Source organism: Mycobacterium sp. GA-1199, from assembly GCF_001500045.1.
GTDB lineage: Bacteria > Actinomycetota > Actinomycetes > Mycobacteriales > Mycobacteriaceae > Mycobacterium.
In genome coordinates this window covers 98,261-111,603 of sequence record NZ_LQIX01000053.1, presented here as the reverse complement: position 1 = coordinate 111,603, position 13,343 = coordinate 98,261, and the positions used below count along the sequence as shown (strand labels likewise).

At 65.5% G+C, this 13,343-nt stretch carries 13 protein-coding genes and 1 tRNA gene; 8 read left to right on the top strand and 6 right to left on the bottom strand.

Features of this window, described 5'->3' with window-relative positions; all coding sequences use genetic code 11:
• The first annotated feature begins 215 nt into the window (after nt 1–215).
• Together sepX and AU198_RS21475 are read left to right on the top strand one after the other, a co-directional pair.
• Nucleotides 216–1,211 (top strand): divisome protein SepX/GlpR, encoded by a 996-nt coding sequence (sepX, locus tag AU198_RS21480; RefSeq protein ID WP_064350588.1) that lies wholly within the window; start codon nt 216–218, stop codon nt 1,209–1,211.
• A 53-nt stretch (nt 1,212–1,264) separates the two neighbouring features.
• Nucleotides 1,265–1,337 (top strand) — tRNA-Ala (locus tag AU198_RS21475).
• 261 nt (nt 1,338–1,598) lie between these two features.
• Here the strand turns inward: AU198_RS21475 and AU198_RS21470 are convergent.
• Entirely contained in the window at nt 1,599–2,399 is an 801-nt protein-coding gene (locus AU198_RS21470) for an SDR family oxidoreductase (protein ID WP_064350587.1), read from the bottom strand.
• Nucleotides 2,400–2,453: 54 nt separating this feature from the next.
• A complete protein-coding gene (locus tag AU198_RS21465) occupies nt 2,454–3,074 on the bottom strand; it encodes a superoxide dismutase (protein ID WP_064350717.1) in 621 nt (206 codons plus the stop codon).
• A 347-nt stretch (nt 3,075–3,421) separates the two neighbouring features.
• Between AU198_RS21465 and pat the strand changes: the two genes are divergently transcribed.
• Both pat and AU198_RS21455 read left to right on the top strand, forming a co-directional pair.
• Nucleotides 3,422–4,420, top strand: a complete 999-nt coding sequence (gene pat, locus AU198_RS21460) for an acetyltransferase Pat (protein ID WP_064350586.1) — start codon at nt 3,422–3,424, stop codon at nt 4,418–4,420.
• Entirely contained in the window at nt 4,420–5,238 is an 819-nt protein-coding gene (locus tag AU198_RS21455; protein ID WP_197416186.1) for a shikimate 5-dehydrogenase, read from the top strand. Before pat ends, AU198_RS21455 begins: the two co-directional genes overlap by 1 nt.
• 1 nt (nt 5,239) lies before the next feature.
• Here the strand turns inward: AU198_RS21455 and lpqN are convergent, their stop codons facing one another.
• Nucleotides 5,240–6,955, bottom strand: coding sequence for an envelope biogenesis lipoprotein LpqN (gene lpqN / locus AU198_RS26735; protein WP_231744746.1), 1,716 nt, complete (start codon nt 6,953–6,955; stop codon nt 5,240–5,242).
• Between the two features lie 604 nt (nt 6,956–7,559).
• On the opposite strand from lpqN, the gene AU198_RS21445 reads away from it, so the two are divergent.
• Nucleotides 7,560–9,299 carry a PE-PPE domain-containing protein gene (locus AU198_RS21445; RefSeq protein WP_231744745.1) on the top strand — a complete coding sequence of 580 codons (1,740 nt, stop codon included), beginning with the start codon at nt 7,560–7,562 and terminating at the stop codon, nt 9,297–9,299.
• A 5-nt stretch (nt 9,300–9,304) separates the two neighbouring features.
• On the opposite strand, the gene AU198_RS21440 is transcribed toward AU198_RS21445, so the two are convergent.
• On the bottom strand, nt 9,305–9,616 hold the full coding sequence (locus AU198_RS21440) for a hypothetical protein (RefSeq protein WP_064350715.1): 312 nt from the start codon (nt 9,614–9,616) through the stop codon (nt 9,305–9,307).
• A gap of 24 nt (nt 9,617–9,640) precedes the next feature.
• On the opposite strand from AU198_RS21440, the gene AU198_RS21435 reads away from it, so the two are divergent.
• Together AU198_RS21435 and AU198_RS21430 are read left to right on the top strand one after the other, a co-directional pair.
• A complete protein-coding gene (locus AU198_RS21435) occupies nt 9,641–10,336 on the top strand; it encodes a DUF5642 family protein (protein WP_197416185.1) in 696 nt (231 codons plus the stop codon).
• Between the two features lie 29 nt (nt 10,337–10,365).
• Nucleotides 10,366–11,028, top strand: coding sequence for a DUF5642 family protein (locus tag AU198_RS21430; RefSeq protein WP_064350583.1), 663 nt, complete (start codon nt 10,366–10,368; stop codon nt 11,026–11,028).
• On the opposite strand, the gene AU198_RS21425 is transcribed toward AU198_RS21430, so the two are convergent.
• Both AU198_RS21425 and soxR read right to left on the bottom strand, forming a co-directional pair.
• Nucleotides 11,025–11,621, bottom strand: coding sequence for an alpha-ketoglutarate-dependent dioxygenase AlkB (locus AU198_RS21425; RefSeq protein ID WP_064350582.1), 597 nt, complete (start codon nt 11,619–11,621; stop codon nt 11,025–11,027). The two genes, AU198_RS21430 and AU198_RS21425, sit on opposite strands and share 4 nt — an antisense overlap.
• Nucleotides 11,622–11,654: 33 nt before the next feature.
• Complete coding sequence (soxR, locus tag AU198_RS21420; protein ID WP_064350581.1) at nt 11,655–12,089, bottom strand: redox-sensitive transcriptional activator SoxR; 435 nt, start codon at nt 12,087–12,089, stop codon at nt 11,655–11,657.
• 37 nt (nt 12,090–12,126) lie between these two features.
• Between soxR and arcA the strand changes: the two genes are divergently transcribed.
• Nucleotides 12,127–13,338: an arginine deiminase gene (gene arcA / locus AU198_RS21415; protein ID WP_197416190.1), complete on the top strand. Its 1,212-nt coding sequence runs from the start codon at nt 12,127–12,129 to the stop codon at nt 13,336–13,338.
• Nucleotides 13,339–13,343 lie beyond the last annotated feature (5 nt).

The following is a 13,343-nucleotide window of genomic DNA, read 5'->3' as shown; positions in this document are numbered from 1 at the left end:
GATTTCGCGAGACGTACAACAGGGTCGCGAACCGCGACGAAGCACCACCCTGGTGTACGTCTCGCGAAAGCCGAACGCTCTGAGCTGTTACCAATGTGACACTTGTGACTGTTGGTGCTTGTCTTGTGTGAATTACAGGTGTGTAATTGCTTCGGCGCGCCGCCCACGGATGCGCAGGTCACAGACCTAGCCTTTAGGGGAAAGGAGCAGGCGACATGCCAAGCATCCCCCAATCTCTTCTGTGGATATCTCTCGTCGTTCTCTGGCTCTTCGTGCTCGTGCCGATGCTGATCAGCAAGCGCGACACCGTGCGCCGTACCAGTGACGTGGCGCTGGCGACGCGCGTGCTCAACAGTGGTCGAAACGCGCGGCTGCTGAAACGGCGCGGTCCGGCAGCCGGCCATGCCAGCGATCCCGACTGGCGCCCGTCCGAAGAAGACCTCGACGAGGAGATCGAACCGGAACCCGTCAGCCGAGCGGTGGTGCGCGCCGCCGCGGTCACCGTCGAGGAGAAGTCCGAGCCCGACTACCTCGACGTCGATGTCATCGGCGAAGACTCCGGCGCCTTGCCCGTCGGGGTGTCAGACCGTCAAGATGCCGAAAAAGAAGAGCTCACACTGCAATTCGACGAGCCGGCGGGCGAGACCGACGCGGTCGCCGAGGAGGAGGAAGCTGAGCCGGAGGACCTTGACTCGGACGACGAGTACGAGACCGTCGACGATTCATCCGGGCTGGAAGCGCCCTCCGATGCCGACCTGCAGCTGGCCGACTCGCTGTCCGAGGCGCGCCGGCGCAGGCATGAGTCCAAGACCGCGGCCGCGGTGAGCGAGCGCAAGTATCGGTTCCGCAAGCGGATGCTGACGGCGCTGGGTGTGCTGTTGGTGGCGTCGGCAGCCGCGGCGTTCACGCTGAGCCCGTCGTTGTGGTGGCTGTGTGGGGCGGTCAGCGGTTTCACCGTGCTGTACCTGGGCTACCTGCGGCGGCAGACCCGGATCGAGGAGCGGCTGCGTCGCAGGCGTGCGCAGCGCATTGCCCGCTCGCGGCTGGGCGTCGAGAACACCGATGACCGCGAGTTCGACGTGGTGCCGGCCCGCTTACGACGGCCGGGTTCGGTGGTGCTGGAGATCGACGACGAAGATCCGATCTTCGAGCATCTGGACTACGCGCCGTTCGCGCGGCACTTCGACCTGCCGCGGGCCGCGGGCCAGTAAGCCCGTCGATTTTCGGCGGCCATCCGATGGCTGGTAGCCTGCTACCGGTATCAGGGGCTATGGCGCAGTTGGTAGCGCGACTCGTTCGCATCGAGTAGGTCAGGGGTTCGATTCCCCTTAGCTCCACAGAGTTTGATCCGGCCCGCGGCTGGCTCTCCGTCCCGCGAAGGTGGCTGCGCGACGGACACCAGGGCGTAGAAGCGAATTCGACGGCGATAGCGCCCTGAATCGCCGTTTACTATCTCGCCAACCGGGGCACAAATCGCGGCAGTGGGCGGCGATCGGTGAGGGTTGCGCCGGTGTCGCCCGCGAGGCGGTCAGCGGGGTCAACCTCTTTGTTGAGCAGACAGCTCTGCCTCGCTGCACCGTCGCCCTCACGAGGCTCGGCTACTTGCTCGCGGTCGTCGCGAGCCCACCGTCGACGGGAATGATCGCGCCGGTGAGGAACGCACCCGCCCGGCTGGCGAGAAAGACCGCGATGCCGGCCATGTCGTCGTCGCGCCCGATCCGGCGCAGCGGCGCCGACGCCGCGATCTGGTCGCCGAACGCGTCGAGCGTCGCGGCCATCATCTTCGACGGGAATGCCCCTGGTGCAACGGCATTGACGGTGATGTGCTGCGGCCCCAGCTCGCGGGCGAGCACACGGGTGAGATGATGCACCGCTGCCTTGCTACTGCTGTAGGAGTACGTCGGCATCTCGGGGACCCGGATGCCGTCGACGCTGCCGAGGTTGATGACTCGGGCGGGATCGTCTGCGGTGCCGGCAGCGCGAAGTGCGGGCAGCAGCGCCTGAACGAGCCAGAACGGCGACTTGACGTTGACGTTGAGGATCTTGTCCCACGCGGAATCGGGAAAACTCTGTAGCGGCTCACCCCACGTGGCGCCCGCGTTGTTGACGAGGATGTGCAGCGGCTCGCCGCCGCCGGTCACCTCCTCGGCCAGCCGGATGCACTCGTCGTGTCGCGAGAGGTCGGCGGGAATGGCGCGCACATCGCCGAACTGGGACAGATCGGCTTGCGCGCGTTCGCATGCATCGGCCTTTCGTGAGCTGATCACCACGCTGGCGCCGGCCTGCAGCAGCCCACGGCTCATCATCACCCCGATGCCGCTCGTGCCACCGGTCACGATGGCGCGCTTGCCGGTGAGGTCGAAAAGTTCTGTGTGCGTGCTGAACTGACCGTCACTCATCGGCAAGTGCCTCCATCGTCGCCGTGGCGGCACGCGAGGCCGCCCCGCTAGAGACTAGAAGATGAGCCCGGATGCCTTGCTGGTGGCCGCGGCGAACCGGTTCTGGACGTCCTCCCAATTGACCACGTTCCAGAATGCCTTGACGTAATCGGCCTTCACATTCTTGTACTGCAGGTAGTACGCGTGCTCCCACATATCGACCTGCAGTAGGGGGATGATGCCCAGCGGAACGTTGGCCTGCTGGTCGTAGAGCTGGAAGGTGAGCAGCCGCTGCCCGAGGCTGTCATAGCCGAGTACACCCCAGCCCGAACCCTGCAAGCCGTTGGCGGCGGCGGCGAACTGCGCCTGGAACTTGTCGAACGACCCGAACTGGTCGTCGATTGCGGCGGCCAGCTCTCCGGTCGGCTTGTCACCGCCGTTCGGTGAGAGGTTCTTCCACCAGATCGTGTGATTGACGTGCCCACCGAGGTGGAACGCAAGATTCTTCTCGTTGAGGAAGATCGCGGCGTGGTCGCCGTTGGCGCGGGCCTCTTCGAGTTTGGCGACCGCGTCGTTGACGCCCTTGACATAGGTGGCGTGGTGCTTGCTGTGGTGGATCTCGTTGATCTGGCCCGAGATGTGCGGCTCCAGGGCGCCGTAGTCGTAGTCGAGGTCAGGCAGTGTGTACTCGGCCATGAACATCCTTTCTGAAGGGGGTCGACGCTGTGTACCCGCGCTGGGCCGGATTTCACAGTGGCTTCGGCTCACGCAGAAGGGCCTCCGCGCAGCCTATGCGCGAGACCAATACCTGTCTAGGTGTTCAGATGTTGTGCTAATTTGAGGTTGCGGGCGGCCGCGGAGTACATCGATGCAGCACATCATGTAGCGACTTGTCTTCCGACGGGTAGCGGAGCGCCGTGGCCGACCCGCGCCAACATCCACGGTTTGCTGATCGCTCGATTCGGTGATTGCCGCCCGATCGCCCGGAGCTGGTGCTCCTGCGCTTCTTGCTCGCGGCGACAAGCAGCCCGTAGCCTCGTGAGGTGGCCGGCCTGACCGGCGTTCGCGCCGACGAACTCACTGCGCTGGAGGTTTTCGGTGGCTATCGGGCCGAGGATCTCGTACCGCTCGCGGCCCAGCTGACGCCTCTGAACGCGGCCTCCGGGCAGGTGCTCATGCATCAGGGCGAACTCGCGCTGTCCTTCCTGTTGATCGGCTCCGGCGCGGCCGAGGTCACGCATATCGGAGACGACGGACACGACACCGTCGCGAGGCTGACGCCCGGAATGATCGTCGGCGAGATCGCATTGCTGCGCGACACGACCCGCACAGCGACGGTGATCGCCTCCGCACCGGTGCGCGGTTGGGTCGGGGGACGCGAGGCGTTCGCGACCCTGCTCGAGATTCCGGGCATGCTCGACCGGCTGCTGAGCACCGCCCGACAGCGCCTCGCCGCGTACGTCAGTCCGGTTCCGGTCCGGATGCGTGACGGAACGGAGTTGTTCTTGCGGCCGGTGCTGCCGGGCGACAGCGAACGGACATCCACGGGTCCCGCCGAATTCTCCAGCGAGACGCTGTACCGGCGTTTCCAATCGGTGCTCGTTCCGAGCAAGTCGTTGATGCGGTACCTGTTCGAGGTCGATTACGAACACCACTTCGTCTGGGTGATGACCGACGGACCGGATGGCCCCGTGGTCGCGGATGCGCGTCTCGTTCGCGACGAGGCGGATCCTGCCGTCGCCGAGCTCGCGTTCATCGTCGCCGACGCCTACCAGAACAAGGGCATCGGATCGTTCCTCATGGGGGCGCTCGCAATCACCGCGAAATATCTTGGGGTCCAACGCTTTACCGCACGAGTGCTCACCGACAACTACTCGATGCGCACCATCCTCACCCGTCACGGCGCACACTGGCAGCGAGACGACCCCGGGGTGGTCACCACGACCATCGACGTGCCTCGCCCGACCGATCCGCCGTTCTCGGCGGAACTGACCAAGCAGATCCGCGATATGGCCACGCAGGTCGTGCGGGCGGTCGGCTGATGCGGGTACCGCTGTCCAAGGACACCAGGCTGTGCATCTCGCTGGCGGGACGGCCGAGCAACATCGGCACCCGGTTCCACAACTACCTCTACGATCTGCTCGGCCTCGACTTCATCTACAAGGCTTTCACCACAACGGATATCGCCGCGGCGATCGGAGGGGTGCGGGCGCTGGGCATCCGCGGTTGTTCGGTGTCGATGCCGTTCAAGCACGACGTGCTGGCGCTGGTCGATGAGATCGAGCAGTCGGCCCGCTCCATTCGCGCCGTTAACACCATCGTCAACGACGACGGTCGGCTCACCGCGTCGAACACCGATTACCTTGCGGTGCAGGCTCTTATCGCCGAACACGGGTTGCAACCGTCGCAGTCCGTTCTCGTATACGGCAGCGGTGGGATGGCCAGTGCGGTCGCGGCCGCGTTCTGCGACGCCGGTTTCGAGCGTGGCACCATCGTGGCCCGCAATCCCGAGACCGGACGTTCGCTGGCCGACAGGCTCGGCTACGACTACCTCTCCGAGGTCGGTGCGCACACTGCGGACGTACTGGTCAACGTCACCCCTGTGGGGATGGCCGGCGGGCACGAGGCCCGCGGAATGGCCTTCGGTAAAGAAGCCATCGCCAACGCGCACACCGTCTTCGATGCGGTCGCGATGCCATCCGAGACCCCGCTCATCAAGGCTTCGCGCGAGGAAGGCGTCGGCGTGATCACCGGCGCTGAGGTGATCGCACTGCAGGCCGCCGAGCAGTTCGAGCGCTACACCGGGGTTCGGCCGACGGATGAACAGGTCATGGCCGCGTCGGCGGTCTCGCGCGCCTGAGTCAGGGCGTGATCTTGGTTTGTTCGTCGATGACGGACGTCGCCTCCATCAAAGCCGTCATCTGATCCTCGCGACCGTCGGCGTTGAGTTGCAGGACATACAGCCCGTCTTGTCCGGGGATCACGACGGTCTTCTGCGCAATCGCCCGTAGGACACCGTCTTTGGTGTACGTGCCGCCGATCTGCACCGCTTTGAAATCGGAGAGGGTGGACGGCGAACCCTCCTGTGCGCCATCGTATCCCGGCAGGTTCTTGATCTCATTGGGAGCGAATTCGAGAATCTTCGGCGGGTCGACGTTGCCGGTCAGCTTCGATACCAGCGCGATGATGGTCGGGGGGTCCTCGGCCATCGCGGGGTCATCGGAAACGATTGCACCGTAGGCCCATTCCGGTGTGCGCGGCCCGGCATCGCTCCAGCCGGGTGGGAACGGCAGGTCGATGGTCGGTGATCCGGGGTCGCCGCGCTTGATTGGGGTCTCCGTGATGTCGTTCTCGCGGATGTAGTCGACGATCGTGTAGTTGGCGCCTTGCGCTCCGATTTCTGTTGGAGGTATGGAGCGTCTAGTCGACGGGGTCGATGCCGGCGCCGAAAATGGCGGTCTTGTTGTCGATGTGGTGGCTTCGGCCGAAGGAGATGGGACGGAGACCTGCGGCGATTGCGTTTTCAACGTCACCACTCCTACGGCAGCGAGGGCGACTGCCGCAATGCCGGCGGCTAAGACGAGAAAAACTGGACGTCGCCACAGGGCACGGGAATGCGACTCCGACGTGAGCGCGCGACCGGGGGGTGCTTGTTTGCGTCTTGCCGTTGGCCGATGTTGGGTCGCCGCCGAGTTACTAACGGGCGGCGCCATTTGCGTAGCGTTTGGGTCAGCGAGGGTTGCCTGGACCGCGCGCAGGGCTTCGAGCGGCACTTTGATCGCACTTTTCGCGTCCCGTGCCAACTCGGACGTCGACGCATACCGCTCATTAGGGTCTTTAGCCATGCCTTTGGCGATGACCGCGTCCAGGGACGGCGGAAGATGGCGAGTAGTCGAAGGCCGAGGCGGAGGCGTATAGAGGTGTGCAGCAAGCTGCTGTTCAAGGCTGTTGCCGGGAAATGGACGCTTCCCAGTGACGCATTCATATAGCACGCACGCCAATGAATAAATGTCGGACCGGGCATCTATGCGGCCACCGCTGAACCGCTCCGGGGCCATATAGTGCAAAGTTCCGATCACTCCGCCGGTGTTGGTGATCGCTGTCTGCTCGGCGCCACGGGCGATGCCGAAGTCGATGAGGTACGCGAAGTCGTCCTCGTCGAGCAAGATGTTCGAAGGCTTGACGTCGCGATGTACCAACCCACTGTTGTGCGCAGAGCGTAACGCCGCTGCCACTTGCGCCACGATGTCCACTGCTCGTTCGGGATCAAGCGGGCCATCGGCGAGCGCCTCCTCGAGATCGCGGCCGTCAACGAACCGCATGTCGACGTAAAGCCGCCCGTCTATTTCTCCGTAGTTGTGGATTGGGATAACATGCGGGTTATTTAGCTGCGCTACAGTCTCTGCCTCTCGGCGAAACCGTTGTGCAAATGTCGTGTCGTGGACGAGGTGTGGCGGTAGTAGCTTGATGGCGACGATGCGGTTGGTCGCGGTGTCGTACGCGCGCCATACCTCGCCCATGCCCCCCCGGCCGAGCAATTTCTCGAGGCGATAACGCCCGAACGGCTTCCCCTCCATCAGGTCACCATAGGCAGTGAGCCGCTGCGGTGACCAAAAGGACGCACAGCAGTCGTGAACATGGTGATGCCTCTGAAGTACATGCTGCCCCTCCGGTAATCCATGGAATTCGTGCGCGAGTCTTGCTTGAGGAGTCGCCTAGCCTCTCGAACCAGTAATGGACCGGTCGATTCTCTGTCCCCTAACCGCGCGTGACAGTCGCCCACATCCAACTCAACGCATCAAACTGGTCGCGACGCAACCAAACCGAGCCGGTTTGACGGGGGATAAGGTCGTCTGATCGCCGCTTCGCGCACCAGTTCAGCGGCGATGTCGCCGCTGAATGAGGTCGCGACTACTCTAGTTGCCCAGGAGCTCCGGAAGGTTTGCCAATGCCTGACGGCGCAGGTCCGCAGGCCTTGCCCGCGCCCAACTCCCCACCGGCGGAATAATGAGAGCTCCGCTACGGGTTCGGGACTGCACGAAGGTGCTGTGTTTCTCGCAATCCGTCGTTTCGCCTCGGTCATGCTGGAAATTCGTGCGAAAACTTTGCTACGGCGCTTCGGCATGGTTAGCTGGCACGAGGTTTCCGCGTGGTAGCGGCAAGGGGTGAGAGGGAGACGCGATGCGGGGGCAGAGTGTTCGACTGAAGACGACATTGCGTTCGCTGGGGGCGATGGCCCTGGCGGTGTTCGCAGCGATCGCGGTGGCCGTGGCGTGGACGACCGCAACCGCGGTCCAGCTGGCGGCGAGCGCGTTGATCATGGGCGGGACCGAACATCCCTTGACCTCCCCGCCGGATGACCCCGCGTACATCTCCGAGTACTTGAGCAACGCCGTCAACCGATTCATCAACCCCGCTGCGGGAGCGCCCACCGATGCCGACGGCGGGCCCATCGACGACATCGACAACAACGTCTATGCGGTCGTCTATCCGGCCGCGTTCTTCCCGGTGTTCGGCAACAAGACCTTCGATGCTTCGGTCGGGGAAGGCGTGATGAGTCTCGAGGGGTGCGTTCGCGGGAACTCGGACTGCGTCTACAACGCCGACGCCAGTTACGACGTGGAGAACCCGCCGGGGCCCAAACCCGGCGCCCCGTCCGCGTATGAGGACTACGTCATCTTCGGCTACTCGCAGAGCGCCGTGGTGGCTTCGCTGGTCAAAAGGGAACTGATTGCTGACCCGAGATTGCCGGACAATGTCGGAGACCCCGCTCCCGAAACGTCGTTCTTCCTGCTGGCCAATCCGATGCGCCCCAACGGCGGCATCCTGGCGCGCGGCCCCGAAGGCCTCACGATCCCGATCATCGGCATCACGTTCTACGGCGCGACCCCGACGAACTCATGCGAGGCTGGTGGGGAGTGCATGCCGACCGTCGACGCCGCAGCACAGTACGACCTCCTGGGAGGCGACGCACCGGCCAGCCTCACCAACGTGCTGGCCATCGCCAACTCACTGGCGGCCTACTACTACCTGCACGGCGATCTGCAGAACGAGAACTTCGGCGAAGCCGTTTACCAAGGCTCGTACGGCGACACCGATTACTACCTCTACCCCGCCGAACGCCTGCCGATCCTGATGCCGTTCCAAGCATTCGTGCCCTCGCCGATCCTGACGGCGCTGGATGCACCGCTGCGGGTGTTGATCGAGGGGGCCTATGCCCGCGACGTCAACCCGGGTGTCGCGACAAAGGTGGGTCTGCTTCCGTTCAGGAACCCGATCCGCACCGCGATCAACCTCGTGAGATCCATTCCGACCGGCCTCGACGACGGGATCGAGGAGATCACCGGCGACCGTCCGCTTGGCACCGAGGAGACCACCAGCCCCTTCGGCGTCGGTGGACCCGAATTGCCCGATCCACCAGAGGACACCGCTGCGAGGACTATGTCGTGGGCACGCTCGGGAAATGCCGACCAGGACAAGGGGAACGTCGTCGAGGATCTGCCGCCGGTAAGTGAACTAGCGTCCTCCGGAGGCCGGACCGAACAGGATTCGTTGGGAGAGCAGCCTGTTCAGGTCATCGCCAACCCGACACCGCCCGGCGAAGCAAGCACGAAGCAACCCGAGGAAGTGGTGGTCGAGGAGGGCATCGACGCTACGGGCGCCGAGAAGGCCGGCAACGGTGCCCTCAGCGGCAAGGCGCCAAGGGTCGGCCTCAAGCCCGCGCTTCCCAAGTTGCCCAAGCTGGATGTCCCGAAGTTGCCGAAGATGCGCGGACCAATCGGCTTCGACTCTCCGGTGCGGCTGGGCCCGTCACCCGCGAACCGGCCGGATCGGACGGGAACCGGTGCAACTCAGACGGATTCGGATCCCGGTGACCGGCCTGCCGGCGGTGAGTCCGACGGCCGGGGTGCCGCCGCCTGACGGAATCAGCGGGAGCAGTTGAGCGAGACGGTGATCGACCTGCTCACCACGACCGTGATGAACTCCCGGTCCTCACCCTTGCCGACCGCGAACGTCTGGGTGACCTCCTGTGGGTTGCGCACGCTGGTGACGATGCACTCGTTGATCGGGGCGCTGCCGACCCGGTCGATGACGACGTCGTAGCCCTGGTCCTCGAGCTCGGCGATCGTCCGCGGCGCGTCACCCGGTTGCACCGGTTGTGCGGCGGCGATCCCCGCGGGCACCACAATGGCGCCCGCCACCGCTGCTGTTGCTGCCACACTTCGAAGAGCACGCATGACAGCCTCCATTCATGAGGGTCGATGTCACTACCTGTTGATCGCCGACGGGTCGTCGATCGTTGCATCGTCACGGCCGCTGCCACGGTCCTGACGGTCTGCGTCGGGGCATGCGGAAACGATTCCGGCTCGTCGCCGGCCGATGAGTCGTCATCCGAGAATCCCCCGCAGGTCAACCCGGCCAGAATCGATCGGGCGCGCGCTGTCCTGCCCGCCGGCTACGAGGTGACCGACCTCGTCGCCCCCGTCGGCCCGGTCACTACGTGGGGATACGGTCCGCAGTGGACCACCGAACCCGAGCGCTGTGCGGCGCTGGCCGACCCCGCCGCGGATGCGACTCGCACCGACGGCTGGTCGGCGTCGGGACCCGGCGGCATCGTGTACGCCGTCGTCGCAGCCACGCCGGGGGATCTCGACCCGACCGTGGTCGACGAGTGCGGGCGCTGGACCATTTCGGGCGGACGCACCACGGGGACCGTCACGCTCGAACCCGCCCCGCCCATCGACGCGGCATCGACCATCGCGATGGTGACGTCGAGCAGAACCGTCGTCGAAGGTGGCACCGAAACGCTGTCGCACGCCGAGACCGTCACGGCCTACCTGGGTGACCATGTCGCCTTCGTCGCCGTCGTCACCGACCCCGGTTCGCCCGGTCCCCAACTCGGTTCGGATTTCACCGCCCATCTGATGACCGAAACGGTGTCCGCGCTACGGGGCTGAGCCGTCGTTGGCCGGTACATTGTGCGGCGATGTCGAACAGGGCCTTGGTCGCGGTGGTGTGCGTCGCTGCATTGACCGCGTGCGCGACCGGACAACCGGACGACGACCTGTCGGCTGCCGACATCGGGCGTGTCAAGGATGTGCGGGCGAGCTTCGGGCCCGACTTCAAGGTGACCGACGTCGGCCCGACCGGTATCGACCCGAGATTGCTCGCGCGCCAGGAACTGCCCACGGGTGTGAAGTTCGAGCCACCCGACTGTGCGTCGTTCGCCAATCAGCAGATGGTCCCGGCGGGCGCCAAGGGCAACATGGCGGCGACGACGGCCGAGGGCGAGGGCAACCGGTTCATCACGATCGCCGTCGAAACGTCGGAAAGCGCGTCGGTCAACGCGCCCGCCGAAAACTGCCGCAAGGTCGGGTTCGCGGGCGGTGCGATGCGCGGGCTGGTCGAGGTCGTCGAGGCACCGCAGATCGAGGGTGCGCAGACGCTGGGAACTCACCGCGTGGTCCAGACGACGGTGGACGGTAAGCCCCGCACCGGCGAGCTCTACAACTATCTCGCCAGCTTCGGCCCTTTCCTGGTGATCGTCACCGCGAACCCGTTGGTGCTGCCCGACAAGCCGGTGGCGAAGGTCGACACGCAACGCGCCCGCGACCTGCTGGTCGCGGCGGTGAACGCGGTCAGGGCTTAGCGCACGTCGTGCGGACGGAACTGGATGCTGATCCGAACGCCCACAGGACGCGCCGTCTTGGGGATGGCGTGCTCCCACGTGCGCTGACACGACCCGCCCATCACGAGCAGGTCGCCGTGCGCGTGCTGCAGGCGTAGCGACTTGCCGCCCCCGCGAGGCCGCAGCGCGAACGTCCTGGTCGCGCCGAGCCCGATGATCGCGACCATGGTGTCTTCGGTGCTGCTACGCCCGACGGTGTCCCCGTGCCAGGCGACGCTGTCGTTGCCGTCGCGGTACAGGCACAGCCCCGCCGTGGTGAACGGTTCGCCGAGTTCACCGGCGTAGGCGTCGTTGAGGCGACGGCGAAGTTGCTTGAGGCGCGGATGTGGAGGCGGGTCGTCGACCAGGTTGTGGAAGCTGACCAGGCGGGGGACGTCGACGACGCGGTCGTACATCGGTCGGCGCTCCGCACGCCAGGGGATGACCTCGGACAGCTCTGTGAACAGCGAGTCGGCATCGTCCAACCACCCGGATCGAAAGTCGATCCAGGCCCCGTTGCCGAGGTGGCGGCGTTCGGCGTGCTCGAACAGCGAGCTCTGCAGCGCCAGCTCCATGGCCGCGATTCTATCGCACAGACGTTCGATGCGTCAGAGCCGTGCTGCGCCGGGTCCGTGTTCGGCGAGCACGTCCCCGGGGTTGGTCAGTGCGCATGTCTTCAGGCTCAGGCAGCCGCAGCCGATGCAGCCGGTCAGATTGTCACGCAGCCGTTGCAGGTGCAGGATGCGGTCGTCGAGGTCTTGGCGCCAGCCCGCCGACAACCTCGCCCAGTCCTTACTCGTCGGCACCCTGTCCGTGGGCAGGGTGGCCAGCGCTTCTCGTATGCGGGACAAGGGGATTCCGAGCCGCTGTGACATCCGGATGAAGGCGACGCGGCGCAACGTCTCACGCGCATAGCGACGCTGGTTGCCTGACGTGCGTCTGCTGTGGATGAGGCCTTCGCGTTCGTAGAAGTGCAGCGCCGAAACAGCGACACCGCTGCGAGCGGACATCTCGCCGGGAGTCAGCTCGGAAATCAACTCCATAACATCAACCATAGTTGAGGTGGGGTTGCGGGTTACGGTGCTAGATGTGACGTTGGGCTGCGACTCCGAGGTGGGTCGGCTGACGGCGGTCATCCTGCATCGGCCCGGCGCCGAGTTGCAGCGCTTGACGCCGCGCAACAGCGACGCGCTGCTGTTCGACGGACTGCCGTGGGTGGCCAGGGCGGAGGCCGAACACGACGCGTTCGCCGCGTTGTTGGTCGACCGGGGTGTCGAGGTGATGCTGCTTGCCGATCTGCTGACCGAGGCGCTGTCCCACAGCGGCGCGGCGCGGATGCACGGGATCGCGGCGGCCGTCGATCCGCGGCGGCTGGGTCTGCCTCTGGCGCAGGAACTTTCGGCGTACCTCCGCTCGCTGGAGCCCGCGCCGCTGGCACACGTGCTGATGGCGGGTATGACGTTCAACGAGTTGCCGCTCTCGGGTGCGGAGCTGTCGTTGGTGCGGCGGATGCATCACGGAGGCGACTTCGTCATCGATCCGCTTCCGAATCTGTTGTTCACTCGCGACTCGTCGTTCTGGATCGGTCCGCGGGTGGCGATCACGTCGCTGGCGCTGCCGGCGCGGGTGCGCGAAACCTCGCTGACCGACGTGATTTACGCGCATCACCCGCGATTCCTCGGCGTGCGGCGGGCCTATGAATCGCGGTCGGCGCCCGTCGAGGGAGGTGACGTGCTGCTGCTCGCGCCGGGTGTCGTGGCAGTGGGGGTGGGGGAGAGGACCACGCCGGCGGGTGCAGAAGCGTTGGCGCGCAGCTTGTTCGACGACGATCTGGCCCACACCGTGCTCGCTGTGCCGATCGCGCAGTCGCGAGCGCAGATGCACCTCGACACGGTGTGCACGATGGTCGACGTCGACGCGGTCGTAATGTATCCGCCGGTGGTGGACTCGTTGTCGGCGTTCACGATTCATCGTGACGGCAACGGCGGAGTGCGCATCGACGACGAGGTACCGTTCGTCGACGCCGCCGCGACGGCGATGGGTATCGACCGGTTGCGGGTCATCGCCACGGGGTTGGATCCGGTGACGGCCGAGCGTGAACAGTGGGACGACGGCAACAACACGCTCGCCCTCGCGCCAGGTGTGGTGGTCGCCTACGAGCGCAACGTCGAAACCAATGCGCGGTTGGCGGATGCGGGCATCGAGGTGTTGCCGATCCAGGCGTCTGAATTGGGCACCGGCCGCGGCGGACCACGGTGTATGTCATGCCCGGCCGGCCGCGACCCCCTGTAGCGCCG

Coding starts and splice junctions, on each gene's coding strand:
- sepX (WP_064350588.1), top strand. CDS start 216: ATGCCAAGCATCCCCCAATCTCTTCTGTGGATATCTCTCGTCGTTCTC.
- AU198_RS21470 (WP_064350587.1), bottom strand. CDS start 2,399: ATGAGTGACGGTCAGTTCAGCACGCACACAGAACTTTTCGACCTCACC.
- AU198_RS21465 (WP_064350717.1), bottom strand. CDS start 3,074: ATGGCCGAGTACACACTGCCTGACCTCGACTACGACTACGGCGCCCTG.
- AU198_RS21455 (WP_197416186.1), top strand. CDS start 4,420: ATGCGGGTACCGCTGTCCAAGGACACCAGGCTGTGCATCTCGCTGGCG.
- lpqN (WP_231744746.1), bottom strand. CDS start 6,955: ATGGAGGGGAAGCCGTTCGGGCGTTATCGCCTCGAGAAATTGCTCGGC.
- AU198_RS21445 (WP_231744745.1), top strand. CDS start 7,560: ATGCGGGGGCAGAGTGTTCGACTGAAGACGACATTGCGTTCGCTGGGG.
- AU198_RS21440 (WP_064350715.1), bottom strand. CDS start 9,616: ATGCGTGCTCTTCGAAGTGTGGCAGCAACAGCAGCGGTGGCGGGCGCC.
- AU198_RS21435 (WP_197416185.1), top strand. CDS start 9,641: ATGTCACTACCTGTTGATCGCCGACGGGTCGTCGATCGTTGCATCGTC.
- AU198_RS21430 (WP_064350583.1), top strand. CDS start 10,366: ATGTCGAACAGGGCCTTGGTCGCGGTGGTGTGCGTCGCTGCATTGACC.
- AU198_RS21425 (WP_064350582.1), bottom strand. CDS start 11,621: ATGGAGCTGGCGCTGCAGAGCTCGCTGTTCGAGCACGCCGAACGCCGC.
- soxR (WP_064350581.1), bottom strand. CDS start 12,089: ATGGAGTTGATTTCCGAGCTGACTCCCGGCGAGATGTCCGCTCGCAGC.